This window comes from Oleiphilus sp. HI0066 (assembly GCF_001635725.1).
The window spans coordinates 1-1,354 of the sequence record NZ_LWFH01001457.1; the positions used below are offsets into that span (position 1 = coordinate 1).

General features: G+C 43.8%; 1 protein-coding gene and 1 pseudogene. One reads left to right on the plus strand and one right to left on the minus strand.

What is annotated here, in order from left to right; all coding sequences use genetic code 11:
• Positions 1-439, minus strand: a 439-nt coding sequence (locus A3738_RS22670; protein WP_156504424.1) for an amidohydrolase family protein, incomplete at its 3' end; no start/stop codon positions are given.
• Between the two features lie 304 nt (positions 440-743).
• Between A3738_RS22670 and A3738_RS22675 the strand changes: the two are divergent.
• Positions 744-1,354 (plus strand): annotated as a pseudogene (locus A3738_RS22675) (isocitrate lyase); the annotation flags it as partial.

The following is a 1,354-nucleotide window of genomic DNA, read 5'->3' on the forward strand; positions in this document are numbered from 1 at the left end:
CGGTTTGCGCCATTTGTGCGACAACCTCCGGGAAGAAATACATGTCGCTAAACGTTGTCGTTCCGCTCTTGAGCATTTCAGCCATCGCAAGTTTCGCGCCGAATGACACGAAGTCAGAATCGACCCATTTGCCTTCAGCGGGCCATATATGTTCTTGAAGCCAAATATTTAACGGTAAATCATTCGCAATACCTCTAAGTAAAGCCATTGATGCATGACCATGCGCGTTAATAAGGCCCGGAATAATGACGTGGTTTGGCAAACAATAATGTTCGGATGCGATAATATGTTGCACTGATTCTGTTGGTGAAATCTGTGTAATTACACCATTCTCAATAATTAAAGAATGGTCTGTCAGTGTCGTGAAATTGTCATCAATTGTGAGTATTGTTCCTGCGTCAATTCTTGTATTGACTTGGGCGGTGTTGTGAAGAATCATGCGCCTTACCAGATGGTCAAGTTGAATGTCTTTTGCGAGAAAATTGTGAAGGGATCAGGTTATCACCACCGATATTCATTCACTAATGAATATTATGAAATAGTCTTTCAAAACTTGACTCATTGATCCGTAATTTCACGCGAAGTTGCATCAAATTTCATAGCTTTATCAATGCAGCGTATAGCGGCTATTGCATCAATATATTTCATTTATGTAGGGGTTCGATTTAATATCCGCTCCGAAATCTAAAAACGGCCTTGCTTTGTCTGAGCAAGGTGTCATCCGTAAAAAGAGGGATTAGCCAATGTCAGGTTATCAAGCAGAAGTTCAAGCAGCAGAAGTTGCTAACTCTTTCCCAGGTGTAAGTGCTGAATCAGCAGCTCGTATGCGCCTTCAAAACAAATTCAAAACTGGTCTGGACGTAGCTAAGTACACAGCTGGCATCATGCGTCGTGACATGGCTGAGTTTGATAAAGACAAAACTAAGTACACTCAGTCTCTAGGCTGCTGGCACGGTTTCGTTGGTCAACAAAAGCTTATCTCTATCAAGAAACACTTCGGTTCAACTGAGCGTCGCTACTTATACCTTTCAGGTTGGATGGTTGCAGCACTTCGTTCAGACTTCGGTCCACTTCCTGACCAATCTATGCACGAGAAAACTGCAGTAGCTGGTCTTGTAGAAGAGCTTTACACCTTCCTACGTCAAGCTGATGCGCGTGAGCTTGGTGGTCTTTTCCGTGCACTTGATAAAGCACGTGAAGCTGGTGATGCTGCTGAAGAAGCAAAAATCATCGAAGCGATCGACAATCACGAAACGCACGTTGTGCCAATCGTAGCTGACATCGATGCTGGTTTCGGTAACGCAGAAGCGACTTACCTAATGGCTAAGCAAATGATCGAAGCTGGGGCTTGCTG